This is a genomic window from Paenibacillus sp. A14, from assembly GCF_036864815.1.
GTDB lineage: Bacteria > Bacillota > Bacilli > Paenibacillales > Paenibacillaceae > Fontibacillus > Fontibacillus sanfengchensis.
Genome location: NZ_JBAGJD010000001.1, coordinates 838482 through 860136 on the forward strand (window position 1 = coordinate 838482; position 21655 = coordinate 860136).

Annotated in this window: 15 protein-coding genes; all 15 read right to left on the bottom strand. The window is 57.3% G+C overall.

The window, feature by feature from the left end:
- Positions 1 to 64: 64 nt before the first annotated feature.
- The 15 genes from V4U88_RS04130 to V4U88_RS04200 all read right to left on the bottom strand — a co-directional run bounded on the left by V4U88_RS04130 (position 65) and on the right by V4U88_RS04200 (position 21603).
- Entirely contained in the window at positions 65 to 1036 is a 972-nt protein-coding gene (locus V4U88_RS04130; RefSeq protein ID WP_334071951.1) for a PhoH family protein, read from the bottom strand.
- Between the two features lie 6 nt (positions 1037 to 1042).
- Positions 1043 to 2224 (bottom strand): sporulation protein YqfD, encoded by a 1182-nt coding sequence (gene yqfD, locus V4U88_RS04135; RefSeq protein WP_334071952.1) that lies wholly within the window; start codon positions 2222 to 2224, stop codon positions 1043 to 1045.
- Positions 2221 to 2514 (bottom strand): sporulation protein YqfC, encoded by a 294-nt coding sequence (yqfC, locus tag V4U88_RS04140; protein WP_334071953.1) that lies wholly within the window; start codon positions 2512 to 2514, stop codon positions 2221 to 2223. Before yqfC ends, yqfD begins: the two co-directional genes overlap by 4 nt.
- Positions 2515 to 2625: 111 nt before the next feature.
- Entirely contained in the window at positions 2626 to 3069 is a 444-nt protein-coding gene (locus V4U88_RS04145) for a GatB/YqeY domain-containing protein (RefSeq protein WP_334071954.1), read from the bottom strand.
- Between the two features lie 15 nt (positions 3070 to 3084).
- Entirely contained in the window at positions 3085 to 3258 is a 174-nt protein-coding gene (gene rpsU, locus V4U88_RS04150) for a 30S ribosomal protein S21 (RefSeq protein ID WP_005547957.1), read from the bottom strand.
- Positions 3259 to 3389: 131 nt separating this feature from the next.
- Entirely contained in the window at positions 3390 to 3752 is a 363-nt protein-coding gene (locus V4U88_RS04155; RefSeq protein ID WP_334071963.1) for a histidine triad nucleotide-binding protein, read from the bottom strand.
- A gap of 256 nt (positions 3753 to 4008) precedes the next feature.
- Positions 4009 to 7440, bottom strand: a complete 3432-nt coding sequence (locus tag V4U88_RS04160; RefSeq protein WP_334071964.1) for an AAA family ATPase — start codon at positions 7438 to 7440, stop codon at positions 4009 to 4011.
- Positions 7437 to 8618, bottom strand: coding sequence for an exonuclease SbcCD subunit D (locus V4U88_RS04165; protein ID WP_334071965.1), 1182 nt, complete (start codon positions 8616 to 8618; stop codon positions 7437 to 7439). Before V4U88_RS04165 ends, V4U88_RS04160 begins: the two co-directional genes overlap by 4 nt.
- A 268-nt stretch (positions 8619 to 8886) precedes the next feature.
- Positions 8887 to 12861, bottom strand: coding sequence for a helicase-exonuclease AddAB subunit AddA (addA, locus tag V4U88_RS04170; protein ID WP_334071966.1), 3975 nt, complete (start codon positions 12859 to 12861; stop codon positions 8887 to 8889).
- Complete coding sequence (gene addB / locus V4U88_RS04175) at positions 12858 to 16382, bottom strand: helicase-exonuclease AddAB subunit AddB (protein ID WP_334071967.1); 3525 nt, start codon at positions 16380 to 16382, stop codon at positions 12858 to 12860. The genes addA and addB overlap by 4 nt, the downstream gene beginning before the upstream one ends.
- A 189-nt stretch (positions 16383 to 16571) precedes the next feature.
- Positions 16572 to 17510, bottom strand: coding sequence for a carbohydrate kinase family protein (locus V4U88_RS04180; RefSeq protein WP_334071968.1), 939 nt, complete (start codon positions 17508 to 17510; stop codon positions 16572 to 16574).
- Positions 17511 to 17515: 5 nt separating this feature from the next.
- Positions 17516 to 18508 carry an SIS domain-containing protein gene (locus tag V4U88_RS04185; protein ID WP_334071969.1) on the bottom strand — a complete coding sequence of 331 codons (993 nt, stop codon included), beginning with the start codon at positions 18506 to 18508 and terminating at the stop codon, positions 17516 to 17518.
- A 5-nt stretch (positions 18509 to 18513) separates the two neighbouring features.
- Positions 18514 to 19365: a carbohydrate ABC transporter permease gene (locus tag V4U88_RS04190; RefSeq protein ID WP_334071970.1), complete on the bottom strand. Its 852-nt coding sequence runs from the start codon at positions 19363 to 19365 to the stop codon at positions 18514 to 18516.
- Positions 19366 to 19368: 3 nt separating this feature from the next.
- Positions 19369 to 20253, bottom strand: a complete 885-nt coding sequence (locus V4U88_RS04195; RefSeq protein WP_334071971.1) for a carbohydrate ABC transporter permease — start codon at positions 20251 to 20253, stop codon at positions 19369 to 19371.
- 66 nt (positions 20254 to 20319) lie between these two features.
- Entirely contained in the window at positions 20320 to 21603 is a 1284-nt protein-coding gene (locus tag V4U88_RS04200; RefSeq protein ID WP_334071972.1) for an extracellular solute-binding protein, read from the bottom strand.
- Positions 21604 to 21655: the final 52 nt, after the last annotated feature.

The window sequence follows — 21655 nt, forward strand, 5'->3', positions numbered from 1 at the left end:
CGGGGACCTCCAACAAACAGGTGCCCATGCGACTAAATGCCACCCGGAAGGTTCGGAGGCCGGCTTAACCCTGATTTTCAGCAGCACGGTCGTAAGCTACAATAATCTTTTGGACAAGCGAATGCCGGACCACGTCCGAATCCGCGAAATAGACAAATCCGATTTCCTCCACGGTTTCCAGAATCCTTCTGGCTTCCACCAGACCCGATTTTTTTCCTTTCGGCAAATCGATTTGCGTAACGTCACCGGTAATCACCATCTTTGAACCGAACCCGAGCCGGGTAAGAAACATCTTCATTTGCTCGGGCGTCGTATTCTGAGCCTCATCCAGGATAATGAAAGAATCGTCCAGCGTCCGTCCGCGCATATAGGCGAGCGGAGCGATTTCAATCAATCCCCGCTCAAGCGCCTTCGCCGTTTGCTCCGGTCCCATTACGTCGTAAAGGGCATCGTACAGCGGACGCAGGTACGGATCCACCTTCTCCTGCAAATCGCCCGGAAGAAAGCCCAGGCTTTCTCCCGCTTCCACGGCTGGGCGGGTCAAGACGATCCGTTTTACCGCCCCTTCCTTCAACGCCGTGATCGCCATAACGACGGCCAGATAGGTTTTCCCCGTTCCGGCAGGGCCGACACCGAACACGATGTCGCGTTTACGGATCGTGGTGACGTAATGCTTCTGGCCGATCGTCTTGACTCTTAGCGGCTTGCCGCGATAGGTCACCGCAATTTCGCCTTTATATAAATCCAGCAGTTGATCGGCGCGAAGCTCCTTCGCGAGATCAATCGCATAAAGAACATCTCTTTCCGTCAAGATATACCCGTTGCGAACCAGTTGCAACAGCACCTCGAACAATTGCTGGGCGCGCTCGGCTTCATAAGCCTCGCCCCTTATCGTGATCTCCGACTCTCTCAGGACAATGCCCGCCTTAAAATGCTCTTCCACCAATTTCAAAAAGGCGTCCTGGGGGCCGAACAAGGCCAGTCCCTCACCGGCATTTTGAAGCGATATTTTTATGCTCTGTTGTTGTTCCGACAAATAGCCTCATTCTCCTTGGTCATGTACTATGGGAAGTTCTTCCCCTATGTTTTGCTCCACTTCAAAAAGCACTTTCATATAAACTTTACCATTGTCTGTCTTCTCATGCAAAATTTTTTGACTCAAAACAACGCTATCCGCCCCGTTTTTTGCGGCAATATCCCGTTTCGCCCGCTCGATTCCGTCACGAATCGCCTTGTCCTTCGAGAGTTGGATCTCAAGTTCGGTAGTTTCAAGCACTTTTTCGCTCATCCAGCCGATCGGCAGTTTAAAGCTTCTCCAGGTCAGCGGATTGAATTCCGTCATCACCTGGGACTTCTCGAAGGGAGTCTTCCCATAGCCGGAAAGCTGGATCGCCGTTTTTCCGAAGTAGAGATATCCTCTTTCTTTCTTTTCACCGGTGTATACCTGCTGCTTGCGGACCAGTGGAACTTCAATCACATACTCGTGCCAGACATTCCCCTTGACTTCCCCTTTGGAAACGACCTTTTCTCCGCCCTGAATCCCCGAAATCAGGATCTGCCCCTTTTTGACGCGATCGTTTTTCTTCACTTCGGGTTGCCCTTTTTCCGCGTAAATATAGGTGACCACCGCGTCGGCCTTGCTGATCAAATGCCGCGGGCTCATCAAATTTTTGTCCTTCGGCTGCGTCGCTTCGACAATTTGGATCGATACCCGTGTCCCGGTTCGGGACACTCCAACCCACGACGTCCCCGGCAGCTTGCGGTTCAGGTTCGCGGAGAGCTTGTCCTGCCGCGGCAAGGCGAAAATCCATTGGAACGGGTAAAGCCCCTCTTCCCGGGCTATATTGAGCACATCTTCTTCCGGAATCTCGACATTGCCTTTCACTTCGATATCCCATACCAACTGCGACAAACTGAATACGACGGCGATAAACAGAGCAAACCCGGAGACAAACCATTTGCGCCCCCATAAACGGATTAGAGCAAAGGGGAGTCCGAAGCGGCGCTGTACGTGAACCCGGCAGCCTGTCCGCCGCAACAGCGGACGCAAACGAAAAAAGTCCGCCACATGCATTCTCATTTTCATGCGTCCATCCGGCAAGCGCTCCACATCCCAAATTTCGATGCCGTGTCCCGCCAGCTCATTAATAAGCCGTTCCACTGATCCGCCGCGGATCAGCACGCTCACGGACCCCCGCAATTGGGAAAATATCGGTGTTTTCACTGGGATTCCTCCATTCCGCGATATTTAATGCCGTGGATTCGCCCTTCGACAACGACTTCCTGCGGCATAATCTCCCTGATGATGAGTCCGCTGCCTTCGACCTCCAGCGTCCCTTGGCTAAGCTCCAGATGCAAGGATTCGGGGGAAAAGTGCACCACGCCCCGGTGATTCTCTATGTATAACTGCTTACCTCCGATCAAGGTGAGCCTGGGCAAATCGAATACAAGATCACTCGGCAGGTCGAGCGCATCGACCGTCCATTTGCGGATTTTGCGGACAAACCGGCTCATATGAGGCAATCCTCCTTCCCCTACTTTACACCCTATGCAGAAGGTCACGGATTTATGAGAAACAGAAAAAACACCCTCTACAAAAGTAGAGAGTGTTTACTTTGGTTTAAACTATGACAAAAGCTGTTGCACTGCCTGATTTACAAGCTTGCCTTCCGCCCGGCCTTTGACCTTGGGCAAAAGCGCGCTCATCACTTTCCCGATTTCAGCTTTCGAAGTAGCACCGGTTTCCTGGATGGTCTGCTGTACAATAACTTTAATTTCTTCTTCGCTCAGCTGTTCGGGAAGGTACTCGGCAATAATTTCGGCTTCTGCTCTGACACCTGCGGCAAGATCGTCTCGACCCGCTTTTTCAAATTCTTGGAGGGCATCTTTGCGCTGTTTGATTTCACGACTTAGGATATCAAGCACTTCATTATCGTTCAAAGGTCTTTTCAAATCTATTTCAAGATTCTTAATCGTAGCACGAACCATTCGAATGGTGGAGAGTTTGAACTTGTCTTGACTCTTCATCGCTTGCTTCATATCTTCGTTCAATCGCTCGCTAAGACTCATGGTAGCCAAATCCTCCTAAAACTTTCTTTTACGAGCAGCCTCAGACTTTTTCTTGCGCTTTACGCTTGGCTTTTCATAATGCTTGCGTTTCTTCACCTCAGCCAATACGCCATCTTTAGCGATGGAACGTTTAAAGCGACGAAGTGCAGCATCAATTGTCTCGTTTTTGCGAACTTTAGTTTCAGACACCAGTTTTCCCTCCCTCCGACCAGACCGTCCAAGAGCATAACACGGTTCATCAAATTTCATTATAGGGGAAAAATAAATAGGGTGTCAACCTGCAGACCCTAATTTTAATATATGGAAGAAAAAACACGCTTTCAGGCGTGTGAATCCGAATTCGCCACCAACGCGCCGAGCCGCGCTCCGCCGAGCAAGTGGTAATGAATATGATAGACGGCTTGTCCGCTATCCTGACCGCAATTGTTGATCAGACGGTAACCGCTCTCCGCCACCCCAAGCTTCTTGGCTGCCTCCTGGGCAACCCGGTGCATTTCTCCAATCAGCGCGAAGTCCTCTCCTTCCACATCGTTCATCGTAGCGATATGCTTCTTGGGAATGATCAGCACATGCGTCGGCGCAGCCGGTTGAATGTCATGGAACACCAGGAACCGCTCGTCTTCGTACACTTTATTCGAAGGAATGGAGCCCTCCGCAATTTTGCAAAACAAACAGTCATCCATCTGAAACCCTCCTGAATTTTTAACTTGAACTATACACTTCGCAACATTATCATACCGGAAAATGGCAAAAAAAAGAAGCACCCTGCTCACTCAGCGAGTTCGCGTTTCGCACGGACGTATTGGACCGAAATAAGAAATCTCCCATCTCTGTCACCAATACGTCCGCCGGGGTGCTTCAAAAAATTGATGTCGGCTAACTGTAGTATAACAGCAGGGTGATACTGTATCTGTGATTCACATCACTCTCGAATTTTTTTTACATTTGCTCCAACACGATCTTGGAGCCCGAACCGCCGCTTTCCGCCGGGATAACAACCAGCTTGCGGGCCAGACGGGAGCGGAGCTCGGTGACGTGGGTAATAATTCCCACGGCCAGATGATCGTGATGCAGATGCTCTAGCGAGCTGATGACCGTATCCAGAAGCTCGGGATCGAGGGTTCCGAAGCCTTCGTCCAAGAAGAAGAACTGCAGCGGATACTGTCCACGCAGCTGAATTTGCGCCGATAGCGCCAGGGCCAGGGCCAGCGAGGTCAGAAAGGTCTCGCCGCCCGAGAGCGTGGATACCGGACGCTTGACGCCCCCGTTTGCATCGTCGCAAATGACGAAGCCGCCGCCCGAGTCCGTTTCCAAGGCGTAGCGCTGTTTGGTCAAGGAACGCAGCCGCCCGGATGCCGCACGGCTGACGCTCATCAGCTGTTCCTCCGCCACATATTCGACGAAGGCGTTGCCGCGCAGGGAAGACTGAAGTTTGCCTAGCAGCCCGAAACGGTGCTCCAATTGAAGCCTCTTGTCTTCCAAATCCCTCCAACGGAGATGTCTGCGCTCCAGGTCCTCCAAATCGCGCTCGGCCCGGGCTTTGGCCTGCAGTGCCGCTTCATCCTGCGTTCTGGCGACCTCCAGCGCTTGGCTGCATTCCTCCCACTCCGCCTCGGTAACGATCCTGCCGCCGAGCTTGGCATCCAGTTCTTTTAGACCGATTTCATGCTCGCGTTCCTGTTCCCGGTGAATGCGGATCATCTCGGCCATGTCCGCGGCCTGGGCCGGATCCAGAAACGCCCCGCGTACTTCTTCCTCCGCCTGAAAAGGAGAGGAGGACAGCTCGCTAAGCCACCGCTCTTCCCGCTCTTTCTCTTGGTCCACCCCGGCGGCCAGCGCCTGGCGGGCCAGGGCGTCGGCCTGGGCGGAGTCCCGATGCACGGCTTCGGCGTCCGCTTGTTTTCTGCGGCTCTGCTCCGCCGCCGTACGAAGCCCCTCCAGCCTCTGCTTGGCTTCGGCCAGCGCCGTTTCAAGCGGAACCTCCCCGATCCAGGAGATGAGCCTTTCGCGTTTCTCCCGGTATAGCGAGGCTTTCCCTTGCTCCTGGATCTCCCACTGAAGCAGGAGTTTGTCCTGTTCGTTCAAATCCTTGCCGAGTGCGGTAAGTTTGGCCGATTTTTCCTCGATAAACGGAATGCTGACGGCTAGCCGCTGCTTGATATCCTCGCTCTTGCGATCCTTCTCCTCCAGATCCAGGCGGAGTCTCTCCGCTTCCTCCAGAGCCGTCTCCCCGAACTCCCGGGCCCACTCCTCCCGCTTGCTTTCCAGTTCCGCACGAGTGGCCGCGCTTTTTAACACCGTTTGTTCCAGCAGTTCCCGGGCCGCCGCGGTCTCCGCACTGGCAGCGGCCACGCCGGCCCGGATCTCGCCCTGCCGCCCTTTGGCCTCCCGCACTTCCCGCTGGAGCCGCTCCAGCGTGGGCTGAAGCTGTGCCCGTCGCTCGCGCAGCTCCTGCGCCTGTACTAATACAGCCGCGAGATCCGACGCGCCGACAGGAGCGGAGTTACCCGGCTGCTCCGCGGCGACCGCCGCCTCCCGCTGCACGGCCTCCGCCAAGCGGGTTATGCTCTCGGAAGAGTCCAGCAATTCCAGTTGGGTTCGGCACAAATCCGCGTCCCTGGATACGGCGTGCCGCCAGTCGCGAATGCCGGACAAAACGGCGGATAACTCATTCAACTGCGCGTCGCCGACGCTGGGCTCGCCGGTTACGCCCTCGGCTGCCAAACCCGGGTGATGCACGGAACCGCAAACCGGACAAGGCTCTCCATCGCGCAGTTGCTCCGCAAGCCGGCGGGACCACGCCTCTTCCTCCCTCTGCTTCAGCAGAAGGCGCATCGCCGCTTCCATCCGCTGGGATTGCGCTTCCAAAGCGGCGCCTTCCGCTTCCAGAGTCTGCAGCCCGCCAAGGCATTCCGCCGCCGTTTCGGCCAGCTTCCCGCCGCGGTCATGCGCGTCCCGTTCGCGGGCCAGTATCTGCTGGAGCGCCTGCTCCGCCCGCTCCGCTTTGTCGCGCTGGCGGTTCTCCTCCAACGCCGCCCGTTCCGCCTCCTGCAGACATCTCTCGAGATGCTGCTTAAGCAGGACGGCGGTCTGAATCCGCTGCCGCTCCGCCGGCTTGACCTCGCATTCCTTGAGCTGCGCCTCCAGCTCCTGCTGGCGCTGCTTCGCTTTCGCCAGGAGCTGCTCTTCCTTGAGCAGTTCCTCCGCCGTCGCCTCGCGCTGGCGTCCCCCCTGCTCGCGGGAGGCCTCAAGCTCCCGCAGCTCCGCGGCCAGCGCGTCGCACTCCCGCTGGAGCAGCCGCGCCTGCTCCAGCTGATCCAGGCGCAGCAGCAGGGCCGGCTCGTCCCTGCCGAGCGCCCCCGCGGCCGCCTCCGCTTCCGCGGCGGCCCGGGCAGCGGCGGCCTGCGCGGCAGCGGCCGCCTCCGCGGCGCGGGCGGCGGCGGCCCCACGCTCCTCCGCCTGCTGCCGCGCCGATTTCCAGGCCGTGAGCACCGGCCTGAGCGTTTCCGCGGCCTGCGCCCGCGCCAGGCGCGTCTCCTGCTCGCGGACCGCCGCGTCCCGCTCGCGCAGCGCCGCCAAAAGAGCGGCCCGCTCGGCCCGCTCCCGGCTGAGCTCACGCACCTTGGCGAGCGCATCCGCCCGCCGCTGGGCATCGCCGAGCTCGCGCCGCCGCACCTCCGCCTGCGCCGCGGCCGCCTGGAGCGCGGCTTGCGCTCCATTCAGCGCCTCCTCCGAGGCATCGCCCAGCCCCTGCTGCTCCGCGGCCAACTGCTTCAGCTTCTGCTCCGTCTCCTTGACCTGCTTACTGAGTTTTTGGGCCAGCAGGTCCCCATACTTTTCCAGGTGAAAGAGCCGCTGCAGCATCTGCCTGCGGTCCACGCCTTTCAGCGACAGGAACTCCGCGAATTTCCCCTGCGGCAGTACGACCGCCCGGGTAAAGTCGTCCATCTTCAACCCGATCTTCTCTTCTACCTGTCGGGTGACCTCAGCCAGCTTGTCCGCCAGCACCTTTTCCCCTTCCGGGGTAATCTCGATGAAACGGCTGATCGTATTGCTGACGGAAAGCTCGCCCTGGCGTTTAAAGCGCCGCTCTACCCGGTAGCGTTCCGCCCCTTTGGCGCTCATCAGTTCGAACGTAAAAGCGACGAACAAGGCGTCCTCGGAATGGTTCATGATCCCTTGAGTTCCGCCGGACGCCCGGCCCACCTTGCCGTACATCGCGAGGGTAATGGCATCCAGCAGGGTGGATTTTCCGCTGCCCGTCGGTCCGAAGATCCCGAATAACCCGGTATCGCAGAGGGCGGTAAAATCGATCTCCTGCATTTCTCTGTAGCTTTGCAATCCCGACAACTTCAGACTGATCGGCTTCATTCGCCAGCCTCCCCTTCACGCGCTTCTTCCTCCTCGTCGAGCAAGGACATAAACAGTTCCACCAGTTCGTCCTCCGGTTCCGCACCGCCGCTCTGGCGCTGATAAAACTTCCGGAACAGCTCGTGGACCGGCATTTGGGAGCGCGAAGCCGCCTCCTCTTCCCATTCCCGTCCCGGATAGATCGGGCGGATATGAACGATCCCTTCATGCGCCTTGCGCAGTTTCTGGATCTCGCCCATGGACATCGCCTCGGTCAGGTGAATCTCCAGATCGATGAACGCATTGCGATCCCTTCCTTCCTCCAGGAGGCGCCAGGCTTCCTCCAGCCCGCCCCGGCAGCTCCAATGAACCAGCGGCTTTCCGCTGGTCAGAAACAGCTCCTCCAGCAGCGGCGACCCGCCCGGGGCCAGATCAAGCTGCATCACCGATTTGGCTTGCCCCGCTTCCGAAAAGCTGTAGGAGAGCGGGGAACCGCTGTAGCGGATCAGGCCGCTTCCTTTAACCGCCTGCGGCCGATGCAGGTGACCCAGGGCCGTATACTGCGCGCCGGTATCCAAAGCGGAAGGATCGACGGTATAAGCGCCGCCGACCTGAATCGGCCGCTCCGAGTCGCACTCCACGCCGCCCAGCACATAAATGTGGCTCATCGCCAGATTGACCGTATCTTTGCGGAAAGCTCCCGAGAGCTGGCGCATCAGTTTGCCGACTTTGGCGCTGTATGCCAGCCGCAGTTCGGTCTCGTCCCCGTCGCCGGCGAGCAGCTCGGCCAGCCGGGACTCCGACGGATAGGGCAGCGCGGCGATCACGGCGGTTTCTCCGGTCCGGGGCACAGGGGTCCGTACCGCTTCCGCCGTCGGCAGACCAATGAGCGAAATGCCCCGCCCCGTGACGAGCGGGGCGGCCGCCGATACCCGTTCCGGCTGGTCGTGGTTGCCGGAAATGACCACAAGCTGCCGGCCTTTCTCAGTCAATCTGGCCGCCGCTTCATAAAACAGCCGCTCGGCCGCGGCGGGCGGGTTCACACTGTCATAGACGTCGCCGGCCATCAGGATGAGATCCGCCTGCTGGTTGTCCGCCATAAGCACCAGCTCGTCCAGGAATTGTTCCTGCTCGGCCAGCCGGCTCCGCCCCTCCAAGGTACGGCCAAGATGCCAGTCCCCCGTATGCAAAATGCGCATGTCTTCCTCCCCCTCAGTCTGATCTGCAAAAAACAACATTTAAACTTACTTGATATCTCCGATGCCGCATCTCAAAAGCCCGCCAAATTAACGGCCTTTCGAGCCACTATTTCGGCCCGATTCGACTTCGCGGGAATAATAGGTATCGTCGGTACCACTGCTTGCAGTTTTGAGATCCATCGACTGCGCAAGCAGGACGGACCGAACTCCCCACACCGGTTTTTCCGAAAAATTACAGTTAATAGTGGTGCTGTACAACCCGCCAAACCTAAAGCTTCACCGTTTCTCCGGTATCGAAGAAATACAGCCACTTCTCATCGACAGGCACACCGGTGATCTCCTCCACGGCGGAAGCATACAGTTCCAACTGAAAACGGTAGGCTTCCGTCAGCGCCTGAATCCCACCGCGGTGCGGCAGTACCCGGTCGCTTTTGTAATCGACCAGAATCTGCCGGCCCTCCGCGAAAAAGAGGCAATCGACGATCCCTTGAATCAGCACGGTTTCCTGATCCAGCATTCCCGTGGCTGTCAGTTCGGGCTTACCGCTGTCCCCAAGCGGCCCCTCAATCAGGGGGGCAAGTCTCGGATAAGCCTCCGCGGCCGAGAGACCATAGCTGAACGGCATTTCGCGTCGAACCCAATCCGCTTTGGCTAGCAGCGCCCCCAGCGGGCTGGCGAGAAAGTCGCCGATGCGCCGGACGTCCAGAGCCCCGGCCTGTTCATTCGTCAGGATCTGCCGTTCCACCAACCAAGCCAGCGTTTCGTGAACCGTCTTCTCCCCGGGTTCCCGATCAAAAGGCAAATGCTGCATGATCGTATGATAGGCGGTTCCCCGTTCGGTCGGCGTCATCCCGGCCTGTTCCATGAAACGGGGACGATGCAGATGCAGCGTAAAATCGATCTCCTCCTCCGGCTTCTCCAGCTCTCTGCGCAGTTCATGCCCGGCAAAGACATCGCTCGGAGGCTCCTCTTGGTCCGCCAGCATTCTTTTCATCTCGGTGACCGAGGTTTTGGCGGAAATGCGCGTAGCGGCTTCAAAAGGATAGGACCAGTCGAGGCGAGCGTCCACTTCGTCCTTGATTCCGGCTTCTTCCTCTCGTACCGTCACGGGTGCCGGTCCTCCCGACAGCAGCAACTGAAGCATGGAGGGGCTCCAACCCGACTCTTGATCCGAACCGGATCCGGCATCGTCCACCTCGACAGAAACAGCCGCCTCCGCTTGCGATTGGAACATCTCCCTTGCCGGGAAAAAGCCGATCACCCACTCCGCGGCGGTCAGGTCCGGCATAGAGGCCGCGGGCTCCGGCAAGCCGGCAAAACGGCGAAGTTCGGCCGCGGCCGGATGCCTGATCAGCGAAGGGCCGATCCAGTCCAGATAAGATCGGCTCCGGGCCAGCAAATAGTCCGGCAGCTGTTCTTCGCCGACCTCCAGCGCGCTGCCCCAAACCTCCGCCGCCTTCGCCAAATCCTTGACCGACGAAACGAGGATCAGCTTATCCTTGGGACGGGTCAGCGCCACATAAAGCACCCGCATCTCTTCCGCAAGCAGCTCCATTTGCGCCCGCCGGCGGATCGCCAGATTCGGCAGCGTCGGGTAACTGACCCGGAGTGCCGGATCCACGAATCTTGGGCCGAAGCCCATCTCTTTATGCATCAGGAAGCTGGCGTTCAAATCCTGACGATTAAACATTTTGGACAATCCCGCCACAAACACGACCGGGAACTCCAGCCCCTTACTCTTGTGGATGGTCATGATTTGCACGGCATCTTCCTGGCCTCCGGCGGATGCCGCCGCGCCCAGATCGCCGCCGTTTTCCCGCAGGCGGCCCACATAGCGCAAAAATCGGAACAAGCCTCTCGAGGAGGTCGTCATCTCGAACTGTCTCGCCCGGTCATAGAGCGACCTCAAATTGCCCTGCCGCAATGGTCCGCCCGGCAGCCCTCCGACCCAGTCCAGGTACCCGGTCTCCCGGTAGATCCCCCAGATCAGGCGGCTGAGCTCGCCTTCCCGGGCTTCGGCTCTCCAGCGTTCCAACTGGCTTAAAAAGCCGCGCAGTTTAAGGGCCAGCGGCGCGGCCGGATCATCGGGGTTCCCCTCCGCCGCCTCCAGAACCGCCTCGTAATAACCGCCCGATCCCGAAGCCAGACGGATTTCCGCCAGTTCCTCCTCTGTCAGCCCATAGATCGGCGAGCGAAGGACCGCCGCCAGGGGGATATCCTGGCGCGGGTTGTCGATGACTTGCAGCAGCGACAGCATCGTCTCCACTTCCGAGGCCTGGAAGTAGCCTTGGCTAAGCTCGCCATAGGCCGGGATCCCCTCCATTCGCAGCTCTTCGATCATAACCGGCGCCCAGGAAAGCGTTGAACGCAGCAGGATGACCATATCCCCGTAGGAGACGGGCCGCATCTGCTTCAATTGCTTGTCGTAAATGAGCAGCGGCGGTTTGCCGCCATCCCCCGTCAATTCCCGGATCCGGGCCGCCACCGCCCGCGCTTCCAAGCGCACCGCTTCGATTTCGGCGGCGGCCTCTTCGTCCGCCCCTTCCTTGCTCTCTTCGGAAGCGGCTTCCCTCGGGTCGGCGGCTCCCACTTCCCCGTTCCGGTCGATTAGCAGCAGCTCCGGCCGATAATCCGTACCTTCGCCCGCTTCCGCCACTTCGGGAAAGCCTTCGCCGTAAACCAGCTCGGCCCGGGCGTCATAGGCGATTTCCGCCACGCCTTCGTTCATGATTTGTCTGAACAGCATGTTTACCGCGTTAACGACCTGCTTGCGGCTGCGGAAATTTTTCGCCAAATCGATCCGGAGCCCCGCTCCGTCGAAGCTGTCGCCATAGTTCCGGTACTTCTCCAAAAACAAGCCCGGCTCGGCCAACCGGAAACGATAGATGCTCTGCTTCACGTCCCCGACCATAAACCGGTTGCCCGGCGCCGGACGGGAGATAAGCCGGACGATATCCTCCTGCACCGTGTTGGTGTCCTGATACTCGTCCAGCAGGACCTCGTCGAATTGGTCCCGATACTCCATGGCGGCGTCCGAGGGGATCGTCTCCAGCGGCGTCGAATCCGGGTGACGGAGAATTTGCAGGCAGTAATGCTCCAGGTCGGAGAAATCAAGCCATCCGTGCGTCGTCTTCTCTTGCCGATACCGTTCGCCGAATTCGGTGATCAGATCGGCCAGCTCCTCCATAACCGGAGCCGCCTGATAGAGCTCGTTCAGGAACGCCTCCGCGCTGCGCCCGAACAGTTGGCTCCGCAAATCGCCGACCCGTTTCTTGGCTTCTTCGCGCAGACCCTTGACTCTTTCCTGGATCACCGGATCGGTTTGATCTTTTTTGCACGGCTTTAATTTTCCGAACGAAACGGATTGGAACCTATCGTACAATCCCTGCCACGCCCCCGCCAAGACGGCGGATTTCAAGGACAACACGGTGTTCAGGTCCTCTTCCACGGTCGCCGCGTACGGCGCCGGTCCGCCCGGAGAAAGGGCCAGCTTCTTGGCCTGCGTCAACAGGTCCGCCGCTCCGCTTAACGCCATGTCCGTGTCGGCAAGCAGGCTTGCGATCCACGGGCTGCCCTCCAATGCCGACGGATCAGCGGGGCGGAAAGCGGCCGCGGCCTGCCGCAGCCAGTGCTCCGGCCAGGAATGGCTGCGGGAGAAATCGTACAGCTTCTGGACGAGGGCAAAGACCGCATCATCCGTACGCTCTCCGCTAAACCAGTCGACCAGCGCCAAAAAGCGGCTGCCTTCCTGCTCCACCGCGTATTTCTCCTCAAACAGCTCCTCCAGCACTTCCTGGCGGAGCAGCGCCGTCTCGCTTTCGGACGCGATCCGAAACCCGGGATCGAGCGGGATCAAGGTGTAATACCGCTGAATGACCTCCATGCAAAAGGAATGGAGCGTCGTAATCGAGGCCCGGCCGAGCATCGCCAGCTGTCGTGTGAGATGCTCGTTTCCGGGATTGCGCTCCAGTTCCTTCTCCAAAGCTTCCCGAATCCGCTGCCGCATCTCCGAAGCGGCGGCCTTCGTGAAGGTCGCCACCAGCAGACGGTCGACGCTGAGCGGTTCATCCGCCGCCGACAGCTTGCGGATAATCCGCTCGACCAGCACGGCGGTCTTCCCCGAACCCGCCGCGGCGGCGACGAGGATGTCTCCACCGGACAACGTGATCGCCTTCCACTGATCATCGCTCCAAAAAACGCCCGGCGGCTTCGGTATCGTCATCATGGCTGTTCCTTCTTTCATTCTGTCGCTCCTTCCGCTGCGCCCAGCAGGCTCCATATCTGATCTTTGGCCGGTTTGTTCAGCAGGTGATAACCGCCGCCCTCCATCGTCTCTTCAAACCGGCAGACCGGCTTGTACACGCAATGGGTGCAGGCGCTCTCCGTTCCTAGACGGTACGGGGAAATCTCCACGTCCCCGTCCGTGATCCGGGTGCCGATATCGATGATCGTCCGGCGTACCGAACCGAGCAGCACTTCCCATTGTTCCGGGGTCGCCACGGGAGCGCTGCTGTAAAAACTGCCGTCCGTTTTCACCGCCACCGGCAAAATCTCCGAATGCCCTTTTTCCAGCAGCCCGTCCATTTTGGCGATCACGTCCCGGTCCGCAAGCAGCAGGCCTTTCATTTTAAACCGTTTCAGCAGCTCGCTCCGGGCCTCCTCTTCACTCAAGCCATTGCTGCTTTGCAGCAGCGGATTATGGACGTGAAAATAGAGCGCTCCCGCCGGCAAGGCCGGCTCGCCGAGCCAAGCTTCCGCCGACTGCAGCAGCACATCGAGATAGGTCAGCATCTGCAGCGCCAGACCGTAATACACTTCATGCAGCTTGAGATCGGTTTGGCTTGATTTATAGTCGATCACCCGCAGCAGCAAGCCGTCCTCGCCTTCCGCGACATCGACCCGGTCGATCCGTCCGACAATCTCCATTACGCAGCCGTTCGGCAGCTCGAACGTCAGGGGCGGTAGCGGCCGGTCGGGCCCGAAATCCAGCTCGAGGCCGATCGGCTCGAAGCTGCCCCGCCGGGATTGCTCGCCCAAAATGACCGATGCCCGGCCGACGATATTTTTGAGCTTCCGCGAAATATATCCGTACCGCTTCGAGCTGAGCAAAATTTCGCCCTGCAGCTTCGGAGCCAACCGGTCGACCGCGGCGTTCGCTTCTCTCAGGCACTCTTCCTCCGTCAGGCTTCCCCAGCTCCGGTTCTGCTCTCTGAAGGTAATCGCCATTTGGCTGAGCGCCGCATGAAACAGCTGGCCGATATCCGGCGCCTTCAGCCTGTACAGCTGTCTTTCCTTCAGCTTGAGACCGTGAGAAGCGAAGTGGGAGAAAGGGCAGGCCGAAAACTTCTCCATCCGCGAAACGCTGGTGCGCAGCCTTTTACCGTATAGCTTGCGGCTCGTCGCCGGCGTTAGCCCGCTGACGCGGTTGCGGTAATCCAGCGAGCCGAGCAGCCGGGAGACGTCCCCCTCCCATTCGGGTCTCGATTTGAACCAGCGGAGCGCCTCCCACCAAACGGGTGAGATAGACAGCCCCGTTTTCCAGGCCCGCAGCTGTCCGAGCAGAGCCGGCAGGGTCGGAGCGGGACGGCTCACGAACTCCAGCTGCCGCTCCTGCGGATCCTCCGCGGACGGAGCTTCGCCAATAAATTTCTCCTGCAGCATTCCCGCCGGAAAAATCGTCTTCGCATGCCGGATGACCTCGGAAGGGAGCAATGTCTTTCCTTCTTCATCCGCCATGGGATAGCTCAGCCAGAGCGAACGGCTTGCCGCGGACAAGGCCCCGTAGATCAGAAACCGCTCATCCAGCAGGCGGCGCGTCATGCCGGGTGCCAGCTCTAGACCGGTCTCGCCTAGAAGCAGGCGCTCCTGTTCGCTAAGCACCCCTTCCTCCTGGAGATTGGCCGGCATGATCCCCTCGTTGATGCCCAGCAAAAAGGCATGGCGCACATGCCGGGTTCGGGTCCGGTCGGTGCTCCCGACGACCACCTGATCGATCGCCGGAGGAACCAAACCCAGCTTCAGTTCCTTCAGTCCGGTTTCCAGTACCCCCGCAAACAATTCGGCGGTCAAGTTCTCTTCCCCCATCATCTCCACGATTTGATCGAGCTGATCCAAGACCGCGCCCCACAGCTGTCGATGCTCCATCGCCTGCTGCGGCCGACCTGCCGTCAACGCCTTGTGGGCCAGCAAGTCCAATCGCCTCGGAGCCTCGATCTCCTCCAGAAGGCGGTAAACCGCCGCGCACATGTCCCGGACGGTCTTGGCCCGCTTCAGCCGTTTTTCGAAGGCGGACAGCGGCGCCACAACCGCTTCGCGACATTGTTCAAGGAGCTGCATCCGCTCGTTCTCCGCCCCCCGGCGTGCGGTCTCGTCGCCTTCCAAAGAAAGGCTCGGCACCCCTTTCCACGGTCGTCCGTCATGCCAACGGTAACCTTGAATCCCGCTCGCCAGCGCATAATTCTCCAACAGATCCATATCGTTACGCGTCAGGCTCCCGTCCAGCGGAAGCAGAAACTCGCTCTTAACGCACCGGAATACATCCTCGTACTTCCAATATTTAAGCGCCACGTCCAGCGAGCCGCGAATCATTTCGATCAGGGGATGATGCAGGAGGCTTTTCTTCCGGTCCATGAAAAAAGGAATCCCGAAGTCCTCCAAAACCGGAGTAACGATATGCTCATAATCATCCAGATTCCGGACGAACATCGCCATGTCCCGCCAACGCGCTCCCTCTTCCCTGGCCAAACGGACCATTTCCCTGGCCGCACCTTCGACCTCGGTTCTCCGGCAGCTTGCCGCGTGCAGGGACAGCGAATCTGCCAGATCCGCCGGTGGAGTTTCCCCGCTCCAGGGAGTCCGCCGTTCATAGGCCGACTCCAGATAAGACAGCGTTTCGCTGCCTTGATAGCGCGGAAAAGGGCGCGACGTTAGCCGGACGTTCGGCTTCACCTCGATGCCGAGCGATTCCGCGAGAGACCGAAGCTTGATGTAGGTCGTCGCCGTCGAATGAAAAAGATTGAGCTCATGCGGCGGCACGCCGTCGTCATACGGACGGTCCAGCGTCAGGGCAACCGTAACGGTTGAGGCCGTTTGCATCAACTCACCGATTGCCCGGTACTCCCGCGGTGTAAAGGTGTGAAAACCGTCGATCCAGATATCCGCTCCGCGCAAATAGGCCGAATTCTTCGCTCCCTCGGCCAGCTTGAGGACATGGTCTTCCCCGTCGATATATAAGCGCGAAAGCTCAGCGTCGAATTCCCGGTAAAGAATATTCAAATCATGGAGCTTGTCCCGGAGCAGACGGGACTGACCCGCGGCGGATTCCGGCATTTGCAGATGATCTTCCAGACGGGTAAAATCCGCATTGTATTTCTTGAGCTCCGTATAAAGCGAGTTGATCCGGTCGATCAGCCCCAGCTGTTCCCCGCCGTGGCTGTACAGCTTTAACTCGTCCTTATGGCGTCTGAGAATTTTGTAGAGTAGCATTTTTTTGCCTTCTTCGCTGATCGGAATCAGGGCGGAACCGCCGCACTCCTGCATTACGCGCAAGGCAAGGCGGCGAAATCCCAACACCTGGACGCGGACTGTCCCGCGCAGCCCGGGCGCCCGGACAAGCGCCTGCTCGATCTGGAAGGTCCCCTGTTCGGGCGCCAGCAGAATCATGGGCGGTCCGGTCGGATCTTCCCGCAGCCGGGTTGTAACCTGCTCAAGCACCAGGCTGCTCTTGCCGCTTCCCGCGCGGCCGATAATGAATTGTAATGACATGAAGGTGCCTCCCACCTGCGAAGGCCTGAATCCCCCGCCAAAAATTGTCTGAATCTTGCGACAACGTGTTTAAGTTACAAACAAGTATACCACACTGTATAAAAATAGGAATGTACGTTCCCCGAGCAAAAAAAGGGTTTATTCCCTCAGGACCTTGTCCTGGGAATAAACCCTTTTGCCGGGATTCGGCTATTTAGATCCGCTGCCGGCCTGCATTTCCATGATGTTCCTCTCAATTTCAGCGGGCGCGGGATACCGGTCTTCTTTTTTGGAAACGACGATGCTCGCGAGCATATTCCCGTATCTCAATGCTTCCTCCATCGGTTTGCCTTCCAGCACGCTGTGGATAAACCCGGCATTGAAGCTGTCTCCGGCCCCCGTCGTATCGTAAGCCTTTACAGGAAATCCGGCGTGATGCACGGCTCCCGACCGGGTATAAGCGCTTGCCCCCCGGCTTCCCCGCTTGACGATAATCGTGTTGGCCCCTAGAGAAATTAACTGCTTCGCGGCTTGATCCACGTCGCTCGCTCCGGTCAAATGCAAGATCTCTTCGTCGTTCGGCATAAAATAATCGATGTAGGGCAGGAAGGAGATGATCTCCTGCCTGCTCTTTAAACTCCAACCGTCAATGGCCGAATTCGCATCGAAGAAGGTGATTTGACCGGCGGCCTTAGCCCGTTTCAAGCAGGTAAGGGCCGCATCCGGGCCGAAGCCCGGAGCCAGGAAATAACCGTACAAAAGCGTGGCGCGCGCCGCTTCGAAATCCGTTTCCCCTTCGACCGAAGCCGCGGTTAAGTCGTCGGCATTTCCTTTATAGGTCACGAAATAGCGATCTCCGCCTTCTTTTACGATCGATACGGACAAAACGGTTCCCTTTTCGCTTCGCGCAAGCTCATTTTCGATCAACGGAGCTATCTCATCGTAAATTTTGTTACCGTAATCGTCTTCGCCCAAAAGGGAGATGACCCGTTGTTTGACGCCGAGCTTGGCCAGCGGAAAAATCGTGTTGGCCAGGCCGCCGGGCCGTAAAATCATTGTGTCGACCATATGCTCTTCGCCGAAGTCCGGCCGCTCTTTCACTTGCGCTAGGATCAAATCCGCGGTGATCACACCTACCAAATTTATCATCGGGGTTATTCCTTCCCTGTAACTTTCGTGATGATTTCGGCTTCCCCCGCGACCAGGCCCCGCTTCGCCGAGAGCTCGATGGCGGCTAACTGGATGACCAGCGAGTAAGGAATGGGGCTTACGTATTCGTGAACCGACGGAATTTCGAGCGACATGACGCGCTCGTGCCGCAGCCCTTCATCGGAGACATAGAGCACCTTCGCGCCCAATTCGGCCATTTCCAGCACATACTTTTTATTAATATCGTAAGTTGTTCCTTTAGGATTGAAGAAGATAGCTTGCAAGTTTTCTTTAATCAATTCGAATGGGCCATGCCGGAACTGCGGGGCCGAAGCTGCTTCGGCAAACATGCGCGAAGTTTCCTTCAGCGTCAAGGAACCCTGCCGCGCCGTGTAAACCGAAGGCCCCCGGCCCAGGAGAACGAGCGGCTTCTCCGGATTAATAAAATCGACAAGCAGCTTCCGGTACTCATCTTCTCTCTTCAAATGTTCTTCGATGACGTCGGCGGCCTGATAAAGCGAATCCGTCAAATCGTTCCCCGCCATCTTCGCTCCCATTAACAGCATCAAAGACGCCGTCGTCGTAAAAGATTTCGAGGAAGCGATGGCCTTTTCTTTTCCGGCATGCGTGAGGAGGACCTCCCGGGCCAAACCGGCTAAAGAGCCGTCAGGAGAGTTGGTGATGGCCGATGCCGAGGGATAGCGTCTGGCCAATTCCTTGGCCTCAAAGCTCTCCCCACTCTGCGAAACGATGTAAAGCTGATACTTGTCCAGGAAAGAATCGGGATAATAGTATAAAATTTCGGAATTGTCGATAGCCGAAGCTTGGATGCCGTGCAGGTTCAGATAAGAGACAAGCAGCTCGGAGGCGGCCAGGGAACTGCCCATGCCGGTCAACAGCAACGGTTTTTCCCCCGCCGCGCTGAAAGAAGCGTTGTTTCGAATCGTCTCCCGGATCGCCTCCGGTTGTTGTTTAACCTCGTTGAAAAATTGACTCATAATCCTCATCCCTTCTCAGAGCCTTCCGACAGGCCGCTGATGATATATTTTTGTAAGAATAATGCCAAGGCAATCGGCGGCAAAGATGCCAGGAAACCGCCGGTAATCTGCATGCCGAAATCGATCATGCCCCGTTTTGAAAACTCGGAGATCGCCACCGTAATGGTCTTGGCGTCATAAGTCGAAGTGAATATGCTGGCGAACATAAACTCATCCCAGGCGATCAGCAAAACGAATATTCCGGTTGCCACCAACCCCGGAAGCGACAGCGGCAGCAAAAACTTGAACAATATGCCGAGCGGCGACACGCCGTCGATTTGCGCCGATTCTTCCATGGATCTTGGAATTGAGCGGAAGTACGTTTGCATCATCCAAATGACATACGGCAGGTTAAACGCCGTGTAGATCAGGATCAGCGCCGGCTTATGGTTGATCATCCCCATCCGGGCGAATATCACGTACAGAGGGATAAGCAGCACCACTTCCGGCACCATGCGGAAACCAAGAATCGAAACGAGCAGGGTATCCCTGCCGCGGAATCGGAATCTGGCGCAGGCATACGCCGCAAACATCCCGATGAGCAGGGTCAGCAAGGTGGAGCTGAGCGCGACGATCACACTATTTTTCATCGCCGTTAAAAATGGGGGCAGGCTGCCGTCGCTCGCTTCACCCGAGAACACCCTCGTATAATTGCCAAGCGTCCACTCCGATGGCCACAAGTGCAGGGTTTTCGCGTTCAGATCCCCGCTGGAAGAGAAGGTGGCGGTCACCAGCAGGAGCAGAGGCAGCGCCGTGAACAGCATGACAAGACAAACGCCGACATATATCCAAAACTTCTGAGCTCTTGTTCTCTCCATAGGTCACTCCGCTTTTTTGTATAGAATTTTGATGTAAATAAAGGCGAATATCAGAATGAAGATCGACATCACGAACGCCAAGGACGAGCCGTAACTGAACTTGCCGAACATCATGGAGGTTTGATAGGTCAGGAAGGAGAGCACTTGCGTTCCCCCGGCCGGACCGCCTCCGGTCATGATATAGATGATGTCGAATACCTTGAAGGCTTCCATCGTCCGCATGATGAGCGCGACCAATATGGCCGGGCTTAACAACGGAAGCGTGATGCTGAAAAATCTTCGGAACGCCGAGGCTCCATCGATTTTACCCGCTTCATAGGCCTCCATGGGGAGGGACTGCATCGCCGCCAATAAAATGAGCGTCACGAAAGCCGTATTTTTCCACACATCGGCGATAACGATGGCATTCATTGCCGAGAAGGAGGAACCCAGAATATTAAAGTAACCATCCGTAATACCGAGGGCGGACAGCAGCACGGTGACCGTTCCATGGTCCGGATCGTAAAGCCATTTCCATAAGACCGCATTAACAATGGTCGGCAAAGCCCAAGGGATAAGCATAAATCCTCTTACAAAGCCTCTTCCCGCGAATTTCTCATTCAGAATCAAGGCAAAGGCCATGCCGAGAACGAATTCCAAACCTACCGAAGTTACCGTAAAATACATCGTTCGACCGACGGCCTGCCAAAAGGACGAGTCCGAAAGAACTTTGGCGAAATTCTCAAAGCCTACGTAATCCCAAAGCTTGGGATTGTCCAGCTTATGCACATTTTTGGTCAAGTTAATGAAGCTGATAAAGATCGCATAGAGCAATGGAAGCAGGGTCACGCTCAGGATGACAAGAAAACTGGGCAGCAAATATCCGAATGGTCTAAGTTTTTTGATCATACATACCTCCACATCCAAATGAGACTCCGCAGGCCCGGCGGGATATCCCGCCGAAGCGGGACCCGGTTAATTGCCGTTCGCCTGAAGTTCTTCCGTCGTTGCCGCCAGCTCATCCAGCGCGGTCTTTGCATCCTTTTGACCGGTCAAGACCGACTGAAGAGCAATTTGCATATTTTTGGAAAACTCATTGTAAGCATCCAGCGAAGGGCGGGAAATCACCTGTTCCAGCTGTTTCTCCATATCCTTCAAGGCGGTAAAGTTCTTATTCAGATCCTCGTCGCTGTAGAGGTCCTTCCAAATCGGAAGAGAGCCGGCATCCAGCGATTGCTGCTTTTGGACTTCCTTGCTGCCCAGATATTCGATAAACTTCCAAGCGGCGTCTTCATGTTCCGATTGCGGAGTGATCGCCAGGTACATGGATCCGGTAGCCGCCGTATGCGGAGCTCCCTCGGCCGCAGGTACCAGCCCCACCTTCACCTTGTCTTTGACCTTGGAATCGCTGCCGTTCAGTTCTCCCCAGTAAAAGGACCAGCCGGCAACAAACGCCGTTTTTCCGTTTTTAAATGCGTCCAGCACCTGACGGTCATTGTAGTTGATCGACGCCTTGTCGATTACTCCGTTCTTCATGGAATCCGCCATGAACGTGAGTGCCTGAACTCCCTTCTCGTCATTGAACACCGGCTTGCCCGTTTCATCCATGAATTTTCCTCCGAACGAACCGAGGAATTCGGCAAAGTAAGCAACGAGACCTTCATTGGCGCTCCATCCCCAAGCGCTGGCCGAACCGGGGGTTATTCCTTTCTCCTGAAGAGCCTGCGACATCGTGGTGAACTCGTCCCAAGTCACCGGCGGATGATCAAAACCGGCTTTCTTCAGCAGTTCCTCATTGTAGTAAAAGAATACGACGTCGTTAAACATCGGTACGCCGTAGATCTCTTCGTCCAGGCTTGCGATTTGCAGGCTCGCCGGCAGGATGCCTTGCTTCATCTCATCGGTGTAACGATCCGTCACCGGCAGGATGAATCCGGCATTGGCATACTCCGAGGTCCAGATTTCATCGACGTCCACAATGTCGTAAGCCGCTTCACCGCTGGCGTTGAAGGAGGCCAGTTCTTTGTCGTGCAGTTGATCGTAGGCTACATGATCCAGAACCACCTTAATGTCCGGGTTTTTCGCATTGAACTCCTCCACCGCTTTTTCCCGGAAGCCTGCAAAGTCATCGCTCGACAAAATGCGGATCGTTTGAACGCCGCCGTCATCGGCCGGATTTGCCGATTTTCCGCCGGAACATCCGGCAAGCAGGGACGGAATGAGCACAAGGGACATGATACCGAGTAACGACTTTTTCATGAAATAACCCCCATTGATTTATGTTAGTTTGTTCTAAGTACAAACAAATTAA

Bases quoted from the DNA above. Each gene is read 5' to 3' on its own strand.
- V4U88_RS04190 (WP_334071970.1), bottom strand. From the start codon at position 19,365: ATGGAGAGAACAAGAGCTCAGAAGTTTTGGATATATGTCGGCGTTTGT.
- addB (WP_334071967.1), bottom strand. From the start codon at position 16,382: ATGTCATTACAATTCATTATCGGCCGCGCGGGAAGCGGCAAGAGCAGC.
- V4U88_RS04165 (WP_334071965.1), bottom strand. From the start codon at position 8,618: ATGCGCATTTTGCATACGGGGGACTGGCATCTTGGCCGTACCTTGGAG.
- V4U88_RS04200 (WP_334071972.1), bottom strand. From the start codon at position 21,603: ATGAAAAAGTCGTTACTCGGTATCATGTCCCTTGTGCTCATTCCGTCC.
- V4U88_RS04185 (WP_334071969.1), bottom strand. From the start codon at position 18,508: ATGAGTCAATTTTTCAACGAGGTTAAACAACAACCGGAGGCGATCCGG.
- yqfC (WP_334071953.1), bottom strand. From the start codon at position 2,514: ATGAGCCGGTTTGTCCGCAAAATCCGCAAATGGACGGTCGATGCGCTC.
- V4U88_RS04155 (WP_334071963.1), bottom strand. From the start codon at position 3,752: ATGGATGACTGTTTGTTTTGCAAAATTGCGGAGGGCTCCATTCCTTCG.
- V4U88_RS04195 (WP_334071971.1), bottom strand. From the start codon at position 20,253: ATGATCAAAAAACTTAGACCATTCGGATATTTGCTGCCCAGTTTTCTT.
- addA (WP_334071966.1), bottom strand. From the start codon at position 12,861: ATGAAAGAAGGAACAGCCATGATGACGATACCGAAGCCGCCGGGCGTT.
- V4U88_RS04145 (WP_334071954.1), bottom strand. From the start codon at position 3,069: ATGAGTCTTAGCGAGCGATTGAACGAAGATATGAAGCAAGCGATGAAG.
- V4U88_RS04180 (WP_334071968.1), bottom strand. From the start codon at position 17,510: ATGATAAATTTGGTAGGTGTGATCACCGCGGATTTGATCCTAGCGCAA.
- V4U88_RS04160 (WP_334071964.1), bottom strand. From the start codon at position 7,440: ATGAAGCCGATCAGTCTGAAGTTGTCGGGATTGCAAAGCTACAGAGAA.